The organism is Paraburkholderia sp. MM5477-R1 (assembly GCF_050436385.1).
Lineage (GTDB): Bacteria > Pseudomonadota > Gammaproteobacteria > Burkholderiales > Burkholderiaceae > Paraburkholderia > Paraburkholderia tuberum.
The window spans coordinates 2045971-2059845 of record NZ_JBNDMC010000007.1 but is presented as its reverse complement, the minus strand read 5'-3'; the positions used below and the strand labels follow the sequence as shown (position 1 = coordinate 2059845).

At 63.1% G+C, this 13875-nt stretch carries 17 protein-coding genes and 1 tRNA gene; 6 read left to right on the top strand and 12 right to left on the bottom strand.

Annotated features, from left to right (window positions below):
• The first annotated feature begins 10 nt into the window (after positions 1-10).
• The 3 genes from ssuC to OKW35_RS38440 are packed head-to-tail and all read left to right on the top strand — an operon-like array spanning position 11 to position 2148.
• A complete protein-coding gene (gene ssuC / locus OKW35_RS38450) occupies positions 11-859 on the top strand; it encodes an aliphatic sulfonate ABC transporter permease SsuC (protein WP_429554806.1) in 849 nt (282 codons plus the stop codon).
• Positions 856-1875, top strand: a complete 1020-nt coding sequence (locus tag OKW35_RS38445; RefSeq protein ID WP_429554805.1) for an ATP-binding cassette domain-containing protein — start codon at positions 856-858, stop codon at positions 1873-1875. Before ssuC ends, OKW35_RS38445 begins: the two co-directional genes overlap by 4 nt.
• A gap of 57 nt (positions 1876-1932) precedes the next feature.
• Entirely contained in the window at positions 1933-2148 is a 216-nt protein-coding gene (locus OKW35_RS38440) for a TOBE domain-containing protein (protein WP_008922916.1), read from the top strand.
• 35 nt (positions 2149-2183) lie between these two features.
• Here OKW35_RS38440 and OKW35_RS38435 read toward each other — a convergent pair whose 3' ends face one another.
• Positions 2184-2444 carry a hypothetical protein gene (locus OKW35_RS38435; RefSeq protein ID WP_090804375.1) on the bottom strand — a complete coding sequence of 87 codons (261 nt, stop codon included), beginning with the start codon at positions 2442-2444 and terminating at the stop codon, positions 2184-2186.
• Positions 2445-2683: 239 nt separating this feature from the next.
• Here OKW35_RS38435 and OKW35_RS38430 point away from each other — a divergent pair, with 239 nt between their 5' ends.
• Together OKW35_RS38430 and OKW35_RS38425 are read left to right on the top strand one after the other, a co-directional pair.
• Positions 2684-2881 carry a hypothetical protein gene (locus tag OKW35_RS38430; protein ID WP_013089281.1) on the top strand — a complete coding sequence of 66 codons (198 nt, stop codon included), beginning with the start codon at positions 2684-2686 and terminating at the stop codon, positions 2879-2881.
• 147 nt (positions 2882-3028) lie between these two features.
• Positions 3029-3271, top strand: a complete 243-nt coding sequence (locus OKW35_RS38425) for a DUF6566 family protein (RefSeq protein ID WP_018418205.1) — start codon at positions 3029-3031, stop codon at positions 3269-3271.
• A 224-nt stretch (positions 3272-3495) separates the two neighbouring features.
• Here OKW35_RS38425 and OKW35_RS38420 read toward each other — a convergent pair whose 3' ends face one another.
• From OKW35_RS38420 to dusA, 3 genes are all read right to left on the bottom strand, one after another.
• Positions 3496-3765 (bottom strand): hypothetical protein, encoded by a 270-nt coding sequence (locus tag OKW35_RS38420; RefSeq protein WP_018418204.1) that lies wholly within the window; start codon positions 3763-3765, stop codon positions 3496-3498.
• Between the two features lie 351 nt (positions 3766-4116).
• A tRNA-His gene (locus OKW35_RS38415) sits at positions 4117-4192 on the bottom strand.
• A gap of 89 nt (positions 4193-4281) precedes the next feature.
• The gene (gene dusA / locus OKW35_RS38410) at positions 4282-5271 is read right to left on the bottom strand and encodes a tRNA dihydrouridine(20/20a) synthase DusA (RefSeq protein ID WP_429554804.1); all 990 of its coding nucleotides are present in this window, start codon (positions 5269-5271) and stop codon (positions 4282-4284) included.
• 140 nt (positions 5272-5411) lie between these two features.
• On the opposite strand from dusA, the gene OKW35_RS38405 reads away from it, so the two are divergent.
• Complete coding sequence (locus OKW35_RS38405; RefSeq protein ID WP_429554803.1) at positions 5412-6500, top strand: tyrosine-type recombinase/integrase; 1089 nt, start codon at positions 5412-5414, stop codon at positions 6498-6500.
• On the opposite strand, the gene OKW35_RS38400 is transcribed toward OKW35_RS38405, so the two are convergent.
• The 8 genes from OKW35_RS38400 to OKW35_RS38365 all read right to left on the bottom strand — a co-directional run bounded on the left by OKW35_RS38400 (position 6479) and on the right by OKW35_RS38365 (position 13868).
• Positions 6479-6745, bottom strand: coding sequence for a pyocin activator PrtN family protein (locus tag OKW35_RS38400; RefSeq protein ID WP_429554802.1), 267 nt, complete (start codon positions 6743-6745; stop codon positions 6479-6481). The genes OKW35_RS38405 and OKW35_RS38400 overlap by 22 nt on opposite strands.
• A gap of 1 nt (position 6746) precedes the next feature.
• Complete coding sequence (locus tag OKW35_RS38395) at positions 6747-7778, bottom strand: phage Gp37/Gp68 family protein (protein WP_429554801.1); 1032 nt, start codon at positions 7776-7778, stop codon at positions 6747-6749.
• A 239-nt stretch (positions 7779-8017) separates the two neighbouring features.
• Positions 8018-8536, bottom strand: a complete 519-nt coding sequence (locus OKW35_RS38390) for a DUF1643 domain-containing protein (RefSeq protein ID WP_429554800.1) — start codon at positions 8534-8536, stop codon at positions 8018-8020.
• Between the two features lie 46 nt (positions 8537-8582).
• The gene (locus OKW35_RS38385) at positions 8583-9662 is read right to left on the bottom strand and encodes a hypothetical protein (protein WP_429554799.1); all 1080 of its coding nucleotides are present in this window, start codon (positions 9660-9662) and stop codon (positions 8583-8585) included.
• A gap of 111 nt (positions 9663-9773) precedes the next feature.
• Positions 9774-9962: a hypothetical protein gene (locus OKW35_RS38380; protein ID WP_429554798.1), complete on the bottom strand. Its 189-nt coding sequence runs from the start codon at positions 9960-9962 to the stop codon at positions 9774-9776.
• A 1-nt stretch (position 9963) separates the two neighbouring features.
• A complete protein-coding gene (locus tag OKW35_RS38375; RefSeq protein WP_429554797.1) occupies positions 9964-11703 on the bottom strand; it encodes an AAA family ATPase in 1740 nt (579 codons plus the stop codon).
• On the bottom strand, positions 11700-12617 hold the full coding sequence (locus tag OKW35_RS38370; RefSeq protein WP_429554796.1) for a DNA translocase FtsK: 918 nt from the start codon (positions 12615-12617) through the stop codon (positions 11700-11702). The genes OKW35_RS38375 and OKW35_RS38370 overlap by 4 nt, the downstream gene beginning before the upstream one ends.
• 27 nt (positions 12618-12644) lie before the next feature.
• The gene (locus tag OKW35_RS38365; protein ID WP_429554795.1) at positions 12645-13868 is read right to left on the bottom strand and encodes a hypothetical protein; all 1224 of its coding nucleotides are present in this window, start codon (positions 13866-13868) and stop codon (positions 12645-12647) included.
• Positions 13869-13875: the final 7 nt, after the last annotated feature.

Here is a 13875-nt window from a genome sequence, read left to right as displayed (position 1 = left end):
AAAAGCCAACATGAGTGACACCACTTTGAGCGCGGGAACGGCGGTAACCCCGCAGCCCGCGTCCACGGCGCGCGCTGCCGCGCTGCGCCGTTTCGGCGCGCACCTGCTGCCGTGGCTCGCGCCGATCGCGATCCTGCTCGCGTGGGAAATCGCCGCGCGCAGCGGAGCGCTGTCGACGCGCGTGCTGCCCGAGCCGCTCGCGGTCGTGAAGGCCGCATGGTCGCTGATCCAGTCCGGCGAAATGTGGGCCGACGTGAAGGTCAGCACCTGGCGCGCGGTGTCGGGCTTCGCGATCGGCGGCGGCATCGGTCTGGTGCTCGGACTGGCGACGGGTCTCTTCAAACCCGCGGAAATCGTGCTCGATTCGACCGTACAGATGATCCGCAACATTCCCGCGCTCGCGATGATTCCGCTCGTGATCCTGTGGTTCGGCATCGAGGAACAAGCGAAGGTGTTCCTCGTCGCGCTCGGCGTGTTCTTCCCGGTCTATGTGAACACGTTTCACGGCATCCGTTCGGTCGACGCGAACCTGACCGAGATGGCGCGCAGCTATGGCGTCAAAGGTTTCGCACTGTACTGCCACGTGATTCTGCCGGGTGCGCTGCCGTCGATTCTGGTCGGCGTGCGTTTCGCGTTCGGTCTGATGTGGGTCACGCTGATCGTCGCCGAGACCATTTCCGCGCAATCGGGCATCGGCTACATGACGATGAACGCGCGCGAATTCCTGCAAACCGATGTGGTGGTGGTCGGCATTCTGCTGTACGCGGCGCTCGGCAAACTCGCGGACATGCTCGCGAAGAGCCTCGAGCGCGTGTCGCTGCGCTGGCATCCGGCCTATCAGCGAGGAGCAAAAGCATGAGCGCAACGACGCTATCGACGACGTTCGGCGGTATCGCGGGCAGCGATCTCGAGACCGAACTCGCGCAGCCGCGGCTCGCGGATCACGACGCGAACGAGGCTGCGAAGGTTGAGCGGGACGGGGCGGCCGGGACTCATCACGGCTCGCAAGCCGGCTTGCAACCCGCTCCCGCGCTGGCCCGCAGCGACGCGCGCCCGGCGAGCGACTACGCGGTGCAATTGCGCGGCGTCGGCAAGCGCTATGGCGAGCGCGAGGTGCTGTCGGGCTTCGATCTGTCAATCGAGCGGGGCAGCTTCGTCGCGATCGTCGGCCGCAGCGGTTGCGGCAAGTCGACCTTGTTGCGGCTCGTCGCGGGTCTCGAGGAAGCCAGTTCGGGTGTGCTCGAAAAGCGCGCCGGGAACGGCGGTCCGCTCGACACCCGCATCATGTTTCAGGATGCGCGTCTGCTGCCGTGGAAAAGCGTGCTGCAAAACGTGATGCTCGGCCTCGGCCGCGGCGCGCGCGACGATGCGCGCGCGGTGCTCGCCGAAGTCGGCCTGCTCGAACGCGCGAACGACTGGCCCGCGCAACTATCGGGCGGTCAGCGGCAGCGAGTCGCGCTCGCGCGGGCGCTCGTGCATCGTCCGCAATTGCTGCTGCTCGACGAGCCGCTCGGCGCGCTCGATGCGTTGACTCGCATCGAAATGCACGCGCTGATCGAAAGGCTGTGGCGCGAGCATCGCTTCACCGCGCTGCTCGTCACGCACGACGTGCACGAAGCCGTCGCGCTCGGCGAGCGGATTCTGCTGATCGAGGAAGGCCGCATCGCGCTCGATCAGCCGGTCGCGCTCGCACGTCCGCGCGCGCGGGCGTCGGCGGGCTTCGCCGCACTCGAAGACCACGTGCTGCAACGCGTGCTGAACAACGCGCCGAACGACGACACGCTGGCGCATCGCGCGTATCAGCCCTATGACCCGGATGGCTTGCCCGAACCCGGTCGTCTCACGCGGCCGACCGAAGTGCGCTGGGCCGTCTGAGTTTTCCTGGCAAATCGATCCGATCCGTTATCACCTGCTTCTGTGGAGTTATCTGAAATGAGCATTTCCGCCATCAACGTGCGCAATCAGTTCAAAGGCAAGGTCAAGGAAATCATCCGCGGCTCGGTGGTGTCCGAGGTCGACGTAGAGACGCCGTTCGGCATCGTCACGTCGGTGATCACGACGCGCTCGGTCGACGAACTCGAACTGAAAGTCGGCTCGGAGGTGGTCGCGCTCGTGAAGTCGACCGAGGTGTCGATCGCGCGGCTTTGATGACGCTCCGCCAATGCGAGCGGCGTGCGCAGCGGCTATTTCGCGTTTGCGCCGCTTGCGGGCGGCTCGTGCGACATGTGGTCGTTGGTTGGCTTCGCCGGCCGCTTGATCGGCATGTTGTCCGGGTTGCTCGAACTGCCGGCGCCCGATGCCGCCTCGGGCGGTTTGGCCATCGGCGCATGGCTGTCCGGCGGCGCGCTGGGCGCCGTCTGCGCGACGGCGCTCGCGCCGCTCGCAAAGAGCGCTGCCAGCGCGGCGGCGGTGGCCGTCAACGTGGCCCAATTGCCTCGCTTCATGTCGTTCTCCTTCGATGTCGCGTGCCGTCTGCAGACACGCGGCTGTGTGCACAATTAGCTAGTAGCAGGCCGCGTTCCGGGGCCGCTGCTGGCGCGTTGAGGCGTGCTCCTAACGGTCATGCCGGTTTCAGACGCCAATTGCCGGGCTCGACGCTCCGGGGAGCGGGCTCGTCAGGCGCACACCTGCATCCGCCGATGAAACTTGCTACGATGAATTGAGCATTCCGACGGAGACGGCCATGTCGAAGTCCTTGAGTCCTGAAGCGGTGGAAGCGTTGCGGCGTCTGAACGACGTCGGCGTCGGACAGACGGCGCCCGAAGTCGCGCAGTCCGTTGCGGCGGAGTTGCTGGCATGCGACCTGGTTGCCGAAGCGGGCAGCGGTGGGGTCGAAATCAACTGCAACGGCCGGCAGTATCTTTCCGGCGATTGCAACTGATCCGCTGATCGGCGGCCGGCCGCACGGCCGGTGTGGAGAGCGAGGCGGCGCGTCGCGGGTGAGTCGCGAGCAGGTGATTGGCCAGCGCGACGCCAGCGGGACGCGCGCGTCCGCCTACCCGCGATCAGCGAAACCACGGAGACGAGCATGGAGCCGAAGGGCGTCGACATGGGCGACTATCAGGCGCGCTATGGCGACTACGACATCGAGGTGGCGGTGGAACAGGTACTGACCGGCGTCAAGGCGCATTTCCGGGTGCTGCGCGACGATTCGACGGTGGTCGACTGGCAGCTCGTGCATATCGATAGCTTGTGGTCCACCGAGCATGCGGCCGCCGAGGCGGCTTTTCGCGCGGCGCGCGAATTGATCGATGCGGGGCTGGCGAGTTAGACGCGGATAGCCGCGTCGCGACGGAAGGGGACGTCGTGTTCGGATGAGGCAAGGAAGCGGCAGGCGCACGAGACAACGGTTGCAAACCGAAGGCTACCCGGGCAACGTACCGGGTACCACGGCTGCCGTAAATGCAACTGGGCGCCGGCATCGATACTGCATGCGCGGCGCCCAGTTTGATCGCTGCCTTCAGAGGCAGCGGATCTGACGGTACTGCTGGCGGCTTAGTGGCCGAAGAACACCGATTGCGGACCCGACGTGGGTTCGCTGCGCGTGCCCGATTGCGTCGACACGCTATTCACGCCGCCGTATGCATTCGATTGCGCGTTGGCGCGTTCGGCAGCGACGGTCTGCGCGTTCTGGCCTTGTTGCGAAGCCGGCGCGCCAACCGACGGACGGTAGTACGGTGCCGGACCATAGCCGCTGGCGAAAGCGGGAGCGGCGATAGAGGCGGAAGCGGCAACCAGCAGGGCGGCGATAAACTTGGTCTTCATGGTAGGACTCCGATAACGTTTCGACTGCATTTCAGGAAGATGTTGCAGGAGCCAGTGAACCAGGTGTCTGCAACGTCGATGGAAGCCAGTGTATACCCCTACTATTGAAAATTTGTGCCGATAATCTGAAATTACTATTCCCGACGAAGAAACAATCGTTCAGACGTACGCGCCGCAAGGCGGACCGGTGATCCGGCCCTGTTGGCCAAGCGGTTTTTGAGAGGCGGAAGAAGGCGGGAAGGGGTGATTGCGGTGCGGAAAACCGCACAGACATCATGGAAAATGCAGAAGGCCGTCAGCAAAACAAAAACGGCGTTGTGATTGCTCACAACGCCGCTTGCTTGAATTCTGTGGGGTGGCTGATGGGACTCGAACCCACGACGACAGGAATCACAATCCTGGACTCTACCAACTGAGCTACAGCCACCACTAACATCCGCTTGACTTACTCTAAAAACCTGTCTCGCCGACGAAGAAACGAGATTATAGGGACTAGGTGGTGGTTTGCCTAGTCCTTTATTCAAAAATTTCGATGGGCTCGCGCAGATGCTGTCTTGCTTCGTCGAAGATGGTCAGATCACGGGCCGCAAGTCGCTTGCTGTCGGACAAAACTCGACGCCAACCACGCGCACCCGCTTCGCCGCGATACAGCCCAAGCGCATGGCGCATGATCGCGCCGAGATAGGTGCCGCGCGCCATTTCGGTCGCGCAATACTCGATCAGTTTCGCTTCGACCTGCTCGCGCGTCAGCGGCGCCTGCGCGGAGTCGTAGAAGCGCGCGTCGACATCGGCGAGCAGGTAGGGGTTGTGATACGCCTCGCGCCCGAGCATCACGCCGTCGACGTGCTGAAGATGCGCGTCGACTTCGTCGAGCGTCTTGATACCGCCATTGATGATGATTTCCAGTTGCGGAAAATCGCGCTTCAACTGATACGCGTAGTCGTACTTGAGCGGCGGAATCTCGCGGTTTTCCTTCGGGCTCAGGCCCTTCAGGATCGCGTTGCGCGCATGAACGATAAAGACTTCACAGCCGGCTTGCGCGATCGTGCCGACAAAATCGCGGACGAAGCCGTATTCCTCGACCGTATCGACGCCGATGCGGTGCTTGACCGTGACTGGCACCGATACGACGTCGCGCATCGCCTTCACGCAATCGGCGACGAGTTGCGGCTCGTTCATCAGGCATGCGCCGAACGCGCCGCGTTGCACGCGCTCGGATGGGCAGCCGCAATTCAGGTTGATTTCGTCATAGCCCCATTGCTCGCCGAGCTTGGCCGAACGCGCGAGATCGTCGGGCTCGCTGCCGCCGAGTTGCAGCGCGACCGGCGCTTCGTCGGGCGTGAATGCGAGATGACGCGGCACGTCGCCGTGCAGCAGCGCGCCGGTCGTCACCATTTCCGTGTAAAGCCAGGTATGGCGCGAAATCATTCGATGCAGCGAGCGGCAATGGCGATCCGTCCAGTCCATCATCGGTGCAACCGATACGCGGCGAGGGCTTGAATTCATTGGGTTTCTTCGCCAGATGGGCTTCTGGCCGGTGTTTCGGCGTTGCATGATTCAACGCGGTTTCAGGGTGATTTCCGGTCGTTTTCCGGTGAAGTGCTACGATGTAGGACCGATTATTGGTCTGTAGCACCGGGGAAACGATGGGGACAATATCGGCGCGAGAGCGCAAGGACAAGAGTATAGGCTACACCGCGCAGATCCGCCTGAAGGATGGCGGGAAGGTGGTCTACACAGAATCGAAGACCTTTGACCGGCGCCAGGCGGCGCAGTCGTGGCTCGACAAGCGCGAGCGCGAGCTGGCACAGCCGGGCGCGCTGGAGTCTGCTGCGAAGGAAGATCCGCCGCTGGCCGACGTGATCGACCGCTATATCAGGGAGTCCCGCCGCGCCCTCGGGCGCACGAAAGAGCAGGTGCTACAGGCGATCAAGGTAGCACCGATCGGCCAAATGAACTGCAGTAGGATCGTCAGCCAGACGTACGTGCAGTTCGGGCAGAGCCTGAAAGTCAAGCCCCAGACGGTCGGAAATTACATGTCACACCTTGCCGCCGTGGTGCATGTTGCGCGGCCGGCGTGGGGGTATCCCCTCGACGAACAGCAGCTCGTCGACGCGCGCACCGTGCTGAAGAAGCTCGGCGCGACCAGCAAGTCGCGGCAACGCGATCGGCGCCCAACGATCGAGGAGCTCGACCGGATCATGACGCACTTCGGCGAGATTCGCGTGCGGCGCCCGGCCAGCGCGCCCATGCAAGCGCTGACCGCGTTCGCGATCTTCTCGACGCGCCGGCTCGAGGAAATGCTGCGCATCGCGCATGAAGACCTCGACGAGGCCCATAGCCGAGTGCTCGTGCGAGACCTGAAGCATCCGGGCCAGAAGATCGGCAACGACGTATGGTGCGATCTGCCGCCCGAGGCAATGCGCATCATCAAGGCGCAACCGACGAAAAAGGGGCGGATTTTTCCATACACCAACGATGCAGTCGGCGCAGCGTTCACGCGCGCGTGTCAGTTTCTGGCGATCGAGGATTTGCACCTGCACGACATGCGCCATGAAGGCACCAGCAGGCTATTCGAGATGGGGTTGACCATTCCGCACGTGGCGGCGGTGACAGGGCACCGAAGCTGGTCGAGCCTGAAGCGCTATACGCACCTCAGGCACACGGGGGATCGGTTTTCGGGATGGAAGTGGCTCGGCGTCGTCGCGCCACCTCAGGCGACTCCGGAAAGCTGATTGCACTCTTTGACGGCCGCTTTGCGGCGCTTGTCGATGTAATCAGCCAGATCTGTCAAGTGAACGCCCTTCGCGCCTTTCTGCGACGACTCCATGCGCACGAGCGGCAGCGCGATCTCGCCAGCGGAAATCTTGCGCAGCAGTGTCGGGGCCGTGAGCGGCGCGAAGTAGTCGCGGCAGACGGTTTCGAGCGGGATAACCGCGGCTGCGTTGTATTGGGCCATCAGCAGGAAGACGGTGTTCATTTCACGCTCCAAGCTTTTCGTGTTGTCTCGATGATATGTGCGGCTGCTTCGGTGATTTCGGGAATTCGTCATGCGTACGGCCGTCGAGCAGGCGGCCGGCTGCCTTCTTGCCGACGCGGTCCATGAGCATCCGGCCATCGAGCCGAACATTTCCGGCCGCTTCGAGTCGAACGCCGTCATCAAACGGCGGAACATATCCCTCGGTCGCCAGAAGGAACTCTCCGTTCGGCAATACGCCGGCCGTGTCGCGAAGCCCAGCCCGCTCGCCCCAGTCTTCGTCAGTCCATTCGCCCCATTGTTTGAAAAGAAACGGCACTCTGGCGGCTTCGCACTGATCGCGCAGCGCGCGAGGCCAATGCGGATGCATCGGTCGTGCGCCCGGGCCGCTTTCACCGCCGGCGATCACCCAGTTGACGCTCGCGAAGACGCCTTGCTCCCACTCCCCGTCAAGCCAGTGCGGCTGCAAAGTGACAGCGCCCAGCAGTGGCTCCATCGACAGAAAGCGCACGTGCGCCGGCACCTCGAGCAGCTTCGGAATATCGCGGTCTGCTTCCTCTTGGTTGACGATCGTCGCCCCGAGCCAGACATTCGGCCACGGCCAGGGAGCGTGAGCCTTCAGGCCTTTCCTCTGCAGTAGCGCATCGACGATCATGTCTCCAGCATTGCCGATGCGCTTCGTTAGTAGCAGCCAATCGAGATTCGGCGTGCTGGCGATCAGCTCGAAGAGGTCAGCACGCCAAGCGGGGTCGACGGCGTTGTCAAACACGTCGGCAAGCGACGCGCAGAACACTCGTTGACGACGCCCGTGCTTCTCGAAGAATGCGTCGTGCCGTCTGTTCCATGCGCCCGGCTGCTTCCACGTGCTATCCGCCGTGCGGTGCCGCGCCTCGCCCGGCCCCCAAACGACACTCATCGCGCGCGAAGGCGTGCTCACGGCTGCGTAGCAGTGGTCGCAACCGCGCGACACGCGCGTGCACCCTATCCACGGATTAAACGTGTGGTCGGTCCATTCGATCTTGCTGTTTTCGCTCATGCTACGATCCTTCGCTAAAAGCTTTTCGGGGGAACCATGCGCAAATGGAGTTTGGCCACTTGGGCCGTTTTGGTTGCTGCCGCGGCGGTGCTCATTGCCGCATGGATGTTCAGGTACGAGACTACTGAGCGCGTTGGTGTCGTTTGGGACCGGTGGTCGCACGACTTCTGCACTGTGGGAAGCGGCCAGTCTGGAAAGCGTATTAATTGCTTCCGCGACATGTGATTCGTCGTGCTGGCTCAAGCCTTATCTCCCTTCTCTGCGGATGCCGCGATAGCTGCTGGGTGCCATTCGATAAGCGGCTGGTCGGCACGCACATAGAGTGGATGACGCGGCGAGCCGTCCTTCGTCGTGCCTAGGCACCACAGGCGTGCGCCCGCGTCGGTCAAAATGCTGGCAACGCGTGCGGCACGATCTGGCTTCGCATTCGAGCCCCATGCACATACGACGTCGCCGCACTCGCGGGCGAAGTTCCATAGATAGTCGTCGTTGTCGGGGCCGACCGGGTCGGGATGCGCCCACAAGGCGGCCGGGTTTGTCGAGCGCAACGCATAGAGGTTCGCGACGGCCAGTCCGTTGCAATCCCACAGCTTGGCGAAGCCGCGGCAGCGCCGAATAGTAGGATCGTCGAGACTCGCATCTGCGGTGCTCGGGTTGAGCATCACGAACAACGCGGTCGACCTCGTCGGCGCCATTGATTCGGCCTGGCGCTTCAGCAGGTATCGATAGGTGCCGCAAGGGCTGATAATCGCGCTCACATTTCCTCCCGCAGCCGCTCAACCAGCGCATCTATTGGCGTGGTGTTCATGAGCGGTCCTCTGCGCGGTCCAAGCGCTCGATTTCCGCGAGGAGCAGCGCGCCGGCTTTCACGAGATCGTGGCGCACCGTGGTCGGCTTCCACCATTCATCGTCCCAGGGCCACGGCGCAGACACCTGGTGCACAGGAACTCCGCGGTAAGCCTCGTAGTCGACTTCGTAGCCGATTGACGCCATTGCGCCAGCATGCGCAGCGTACGTGGCCGCTGCCTTCGCCATAGCGCCTGGGTATTTGGCGTCGTGTTCCGCCGTGAACCCTTCCACCGTCACCTGACGCTTGCGCTCGGCCACCACGTCGCGCGCTGCGTCCGTCACCGCCTCGTCTGTTACTGGAGGCCCATTGCATACGCCGTTCGTCGAAGTCTGACAGGCGTGTTTGCAGTGAATCGAGCAGTAATCGTCTGCTTGCTCGCTGGCGCGCGGAATGGGGTCTGCATAGGTGTTGTATTTGCATCGGCAGCCCGCGCAAATATCGCCCGGATCGCACGAACTCTCGGGCTCTGTCGAGGCTTGCGGAGCGGCGGATTGCTCAGCGAGAAGGTCTTGCGCTCGCTCGATGTTGCGCTCACATTGCCCGCAGGAACTCCAATGGTCCGGATTCTCCGGCTTCTGTGCCGCCACGTCAGCAATGAACGCCTCCCGCTCGTCGCTCACAGTCGCGGCATCGGTTGCTGCGGAGTGGGCAGATGGAAGGTCTTCGGGCATTGCTGCTGCGTCGAGCGCCCTGCGCGTCTTCTCCCCGCCGTCCTGAAATGCTGCGTGGACTTCACCGGGAAAGCCGGTGCCCATGTCGTCCATCGCGTCGAGCAGACGGCACAACGTGCGCATGCGCCTAGCGTCCACGGCAACTGACATCGGCACAGTCGCGGCAGAGCGAGGGAAAGGGGCGGCGCTGGCGAGAGCGGTCGGAATGCCGTGAAGCATATTCATGACAAGCCGGAGTTCATGTGCAGCGGCTTTCGGATCGCATCCGTTCTCTAGCCATTGTGCGGTGCACTCTAGGGACACGAGAGCATTGCGGACATTTGCACGCGTTTCATCGCCCGCAGGTTGGTTGATGGTTGTCATAGGTGTCGATCCAAAAAAGCCGGGCGCTGTGCAAGCCGCCCGTAAATTCCGAGGGACGTGTGCCGGCTTTCGAGGCTTGAAAGTCTCTGCGGCATACCGGCGCGCCGCGGGTTAGGCGAAGTGCTTCGCGTGCAGCTCGTCGAGTCGTTCGACCTGTTTGTCGGTCAGGCTCGTGACACGGCCGGCGCTTCGGATCGCATCGAGCTGGTGCACGAATCCCTGTTCCCATTCGGTCAGGTCGTCGGTGCCGAGCAGACCGGACAGTCGCTGAATCATTTCGGTCGTAGAGACGTGGCGCATGTCAGGCGACCTCCAGGGCAACGGGGCGCACGGTGGCACCCTCGATCCAGAACGCCTCGATTCCTTCCGGCAGTGCCTTCGGCGGTTCCTTCAGACTCATGAACACCAGCGCCGTGTCGATCCGGTTCGCGTAGGCGAGGTCGTCGAGCCAATAAAACAGGCGATCGCGCTCGGGTCCGATCAATACGTCGGCGCGGTCCAGCACCAGCAAACGCAGACCGCTGATTAGGCTGATAGCGCAGGCTAGGTGGGCGTCGGCTCGCCAACGCTCGGATTCAGACAGGAGCTGGTACGGGCGCCCGTCGGCCAGAATTTCCATTTCAGGCGTGACCGTCACGTCTGCCCACTCGGACATCTCCGCGAGCGCGGTCAACTGCTCGTTGAGCGGCTGCAACGCCTCGCGCATCAGGTCTGCTGGAATGCCATCTGGCGCGAGCGCGTCGGCGATCGCTTCCCACGCCTGCACATCGGCGTGTTGCGAGGCCGCGTCGCGCTCTTTTTCCCCGGCTGCTGCTGCGGCGCGCTGCTGGTCGCGGTGCTTCTCGACCTCGGCGGTGATAGTTCGGCGCCGCGCCTGCAAATCCGCGAGTTCCTGTCGAAGGCCGTCAACGTCGATGACTGGAGCGTCGGTGTCTTCCTCTCCCTCGATGGCTCGCAACTGCTTCGCTGCAGTGTCGGCCGCCTCCAACTCGCGGCGGCGATTGGCTGCGGCGTTCTGCAGCATGGTCAGACTCGCTTCGTATTCGGGAAGCTTGGCGATCGCCTCATCGTCGCGCACCGCGGCAACGCTGGCGCTCAGCACGCCGTTCAGGTAGCGGAGAAGGGCTCCGCACTCGGGGCACGCGCATTCGATACCCGCCGGCGTGCCGCCCGCGCGCTCGCGAAGGCTGTCGACCTGTGGTTTGAACTCCGCCATCTCGTTTTCTGCCCGTTGCACAAGATCGGTCAGGCGGGCGAACTGGGAGGCAGTGGTGCGCAGGATAGTAATCTGCTCGGCCCGCTCGCGCGCTGTGCTTTGGGCGACCTCTGCCGCGCCGATCTCCTGCTGCACGTCGCCGATCTCGCCGTCGAGTGATTCAAGATCCGCCTCAAGCTTGAGCAACGCGGCTTCGTCGAACGTGACCGCGGCGGGCGCCCAGCCGTCAGCCTTTGAACTGCCGTAGGTCTCACCGGTCACGACGCGCCACGCGGTTTTTGCGGCTCGCGCCTTGTCGCCCGCTTCCTTGTGGGCGGCGTCGATACCGGCGCGCACCATCGGAATCACCGACTCGATCCGCTTTTTGTCCGCATCGGACATAGGTGTTTGGTCGAACAGCCGGGCGACGAGCCGACGGCGAATGTCGTCCGAGCCGACCTTGACGCCCATCAATTCGTACAGGAACGCGCGTCGTGCCTTCTCATCAAGATGCGCGAAACGCTGCGCATCGAGCACCATCGGCAGGCGCGGATCGTCCGTCAGCCCGCGCGCGAGCTTGCCGCCCGGCAGCGTGATGCTGTTCGCAGTGTCGTCAGACGTGACAATGATCTGGCCGTCCTTCGCGTCGTCGTGCAGCAGCTGACCGTATGCCTTCTTCAACGACACCCGCACGGTGTCGCCAGTCAGCGCCATGCGGACGGCTTCCTGAATGCTGCTTTTACCGGCGCCGTTGGCGCCGGCGAACAGTGCGACGGGCTTGGTCAGGTGGACGTCGGCCTCGGCGATGCCGAGAACGTCACGCACGAGGATATGAGTCAACTTCATGCTTCGTCCCCGCCAAGGTCGTCGCCGTCGTTGGCATCTATCACTGTTCGACGGCCCGTTCCGTCGGCCGTGCTCACGACGCCGCGCTTTTCGAGCTGCTCGATGATGATCGCTGCGCGGTTGTAGCCGATCTTCAGGTGGCGCTGAAGGAAGCTGATCGTCGCGCGCTTGTGCTCGCGCACAAGGGCCGCCGCCTGCTCGAACAGTTCGTCGACGGGGTCATGACTCTCGGCAGCGTCAGGCTGTTCCTCGTGCCACGACTTCCAACCCTTTATCCACGCGATGCACAGATCTCCGCGCATGACCGGGCACTCGCTTTCGGGCAGTCCGTCGGCAGCAGCTTTGCGACCCGCTTCGTGCTGCTCGTCGATCTCGGATTGCAGCGGGTCGTCGCCGAGCGCGGCGACCGGGCGGAATTCGGCGTCGACAACGTCGTCGTCATCGTTGTGCGGGCCGTCCATTCCATCCCCATCCTCGGCGGTGTACTCGCCGCCAAGGTCGAGGCCGCGCTGATCGTTTTCGCCGCGCACCTCATCCATGCCGCCCGTATGCTCGCCGGCGTCAGACACGACGATCAGCACCTGCTTTCCCTGCGCATCGTAGAGTTCGTGCAATGAAGGCGCCGCTCTGCCGACCTTGATGACGGCCTTCGCGCCGTCCTTGATGGTGATCTGCTCGAGGTCGCCGGCAACGACCATGCGTCCGTCGCTGGCGATCAGGTGCACGGCTATCTTGACCGCGTTCTCGACGCGCTTGCGCAGCCGGTCAATGATGTCGTTCTGCTTGGTCTCGGACAGCTTGACCCACACGTCGGGAAGCATTTTCAGTTCGAGGACGGTTGCCGAGAGCAGATCCTTGCCGACAGTGGCTGCGGTCATGCCGAGGACGGCCTTGTGTTCTTCAGAATGGCTCACAGATGCTCCTTTTATTCGAATGAAGGGTTATTCGGCGCTGATCGGTCCGCGCGGCCGGCGCTGCGTCGGCGTGGTCGCCTGTCGCTGCTGCGCGCGCTGTTGCGGCTCCTCGGTGCTGCTGAGTTCCCGAATGCGCTTCGATGCCAGCGCGTTGAGTTCCGCTTTGACCGCCTCGTCAGACACACCGCTGATCGCGCTGCGCGCGAGGTCGATTTCCTCGGGCGAGTTCGCGGTTTCGAGGTCCTCGCGGATGCCCTGAATCAGTCCCGATTCGTCGAACGCGAAGTCGTCTTGGTGGCTGTCTGGCTTTTGCTGCGCAGATACCTGCGCGGTAGATGCGACGGTCTGCTCCTGCTTCGCTTCTTTGGCCGGGGCGGGTTCGCGTCGCTGAGCCGCTGGCGAGGTCGGTCGTGCTGAGGTCTGGGCGGCCGGAACGACTTCAGCCGCCGGCGCAGGACCGGCGCGAAGATCGTCGACGGTCGTGCGGTTGACTGTGTACGAGCCATCCGCGTGCACGTCGACGATGTCGGTGACTTCCTCTGCGGTCTGGAGACCCATCAGCAATTCGGGCGCATAAAGCTTGCCGAAGAAGGCGGCGGATCGATATCGAAGCATCACTTCAGGCATCGTCATCCACTTGCTGCCATTCTTTGTCAGCCAGCCTTCGTCAATCGCCATCTGAATGCTGATGGTCGGTGATTCGAGGCGCTCACCGGTCTGCTTTTCAATCGCCCACGCGACGCAAGTCTGATGCCGAACGGTAACCTTCCTGGGTACGCTCACCTTTTTGGCACGGCCATTCGGCTGGTCTTGCCACTCGGTCGCGTTGTAGGTCACTTCCTCGGGATCGGTTGCAGGGCTCAAGTCAAAGCGAAGCGGCGAGTACTTCCCGCACGAGTTAATCGCCGCGATGATGAATTGCGATGACCAGGAGGGGCGGCCTTCGACGATGTACAAGTTCTGCATTACCATCAGAGGATCGGCACCCATGCGCTGCGCCATGTTTAGCGCGACGACACAGTTGGAAAGCCCGTTCGGATTGTCTTCATAGCCGGTGACCTTGCCATACTCCTTGACTTCGGTCTGTGCACGATACGCAACCGGTACCAACGTCGAGTTGGTCAGCAATTTTGCGGCGCGCTGCATTAGTTCGAACGATTGCAGCGTGCCGAACCCCATTTCAACGGCGGGCAAATTGGCGTCGCGTGGCGCGGGGTTGCGCAGATTTTCTACAGTTGTCGGGGTCGACATAAAGTCC

Excerpts from the sequence above, each read along its gene's own strand:
- OKW35_RS38425 (WP_018418205.1), top strand. The coding sequence starts at position 3,029 with ATGGAGCCGAAGGGCGTCGACATGGGCGACTATCAGGCGCGCTATGGC.
- OKW35_RS38420 (WP_018418204.1), bottom strand. The coding sequence starts at position 3,765 with ATGAAGACCAAGTTTATCGCCGCCCTGCTGGTTGCCGCTTCCGCCTCT.
- OKW35_RS38440 (WP_008922916.1), top strand. The coding sequence starts at position 1,933 with ATGAGCATTTCCGCCATCAACGTGCGCAATCAGTTCAAAGGCAAGGTC.
- ssuC (WP_429554806.1), top strand. The coding sequence starts at position 11 with ATGAGTGACACCACTTTGAGCGCGGGAACGGCGGTAACCCCGCAGCCC.
- OKW35_RS38400 (WP_429554802.1), bottom strand. The coding sequence starts at position 6,745 with ATGAACACCGTCTTCCTGCTGATGGCCCAATACAACGCAGCCGCGGTT.
- OKW35_RS38445 (WP_429554805.1), top strand. The coding sequence starts at position 856 with ATGAGCGCAACGACGCTATCGACGACGTTCGGCGGTATCGCGGGCAGC.
- OKW35_RS38435 (WP_090804375.1), bottom strand. The coding sequence starts at position 2,444 with ATGAAGCGAGGCAATTGGGCCACGTTGACGGCCACCGCCGCCGCGCTG.
- dusA (WP_429554804.1), bottom strand. The coding sequence starts at position 5,271 with ATGAATTCAAGCCCTCGCCGCGTATCGGTTGCACCGATGATGGACTGG.
- OKW35_RS38395 (WP_429554801.1), bottom strand. The coding sequence starts at position 7,778 with ATGAGCGAAAACAGCAAGATCGAATGGACCGACCACACGTTTAATCCG.
- OKW35_RS38430 (WP_013089281.1), top strand. The coding sequence starts at position 2,684 with ATGTCGAAGTCCTTGAGTCCTGAAGCGGTGGAAGCGTTGCGGCGTCTG.
- OKW35_RS38375 (WP_429554797.1), bottom strand. The coding sequence starts at position 11,703 with ATGAAGTTGACTCATATCCTCGTGCGTGACGTTCTCGGCATCGCCGAG.
- OKW35_RS38380 (WP_429554798.1), bottom strand. The coding sequence starts at position 9,962 with ATGCGCCACGTCTCTACGACCGAAATGATTCAGCGACTGTCCGGTCTG.
- OKW35_RS38405 (WP_429554803.1), top strand. The coding sequence starts at position 5,412 with ATGGGGACAATATCGGCGCGAGAGCGCAAGGACAAGAGTATAGGCTAC.
- OKW35_RS38365 (WP_429554795.1), bottom strand. The coding sequence starts at position 13,868 with ATGTCGACCCCGACAACTGTAGAAAATCTGCGCAACCCCGCGCCACGC.
- OKW35_RS38385 (WP_429554799.1), bottom strand. The coding sequence starts at position 9,662 with ATGACAACCATCAACCAACCTGCGGGCGATGAAACGCGTGCAAATGTC.